1 protein-coding gene is annotated in these 535 nt (G+C 47.3%); it reads left to right on the top strand.

Going from position 1 to position 535, the window contains the following annotated elements; translation table 11 throughout:
- The coding region (locus H4O20_RS13005) for a hypothetical protein (protein WP_221442906.1) at positions 1-535 on the top strand (535 nt) is incomplete at both ends.

The following is a 535-nucleotide window of genomic DNA, read 5'->3' as shown; positions in this document are numbered from 1 at the left end:
GCGGAAGAGAGATATGATAAACTCCTGATTGCTCAGGTGAAGATGGTATTGAAGGTGCTGTTCCTCTATATCCCTCTGCCAATGTTCTGGGCCTTATTTGACCAGCAGGGCTCCCGTTGGACTCTTCAGGCCACCACTATGGATGCTAACTTTGGAGCATTTGTAATTCAGCCAGATCAGATGCAGATCGTGAACCCCATACTGATTGTGATTATGGTGCCGATCATGGACTCTGCAGTGTACCCACTTATCAAACTGTGCCGTATTAATTTCACGCCCCTTCGGAGGATGACTGTCGGTATGCTGCTCGCGGCGTTGGCATTTGTGGCTGCTGCTCTTTTGCAGATTCAAATTGACAGAACAATGCCCAAGTTCCCTTCAAGCTCTCAAACCCAGGTGAAGTTCCTGAACATGGAGAACACATCGCTGCCTGTTTTAGTGGAGGGGCAAGAACAATTTGTTGTTCCTGGTTTTAATGCCTCAAATGACTATATGACACTTGACAACATTACGAACGTTGCAGTCTCTGTGGGAG

It is taken from the genome of Aequorivita sp. 609, from assembly GCF_014212065.1.
Taxonomy (GTDB): domain Bacteria; phylum Bacteroidota; class Bacteroidia; order Flavobacteriales; family Flavobacteriaceae; genus Aequorivita; species Aequorivita sinensis.
This window is presented reverse-complemented; position numbering and strand designations above follow the sequence as displayed.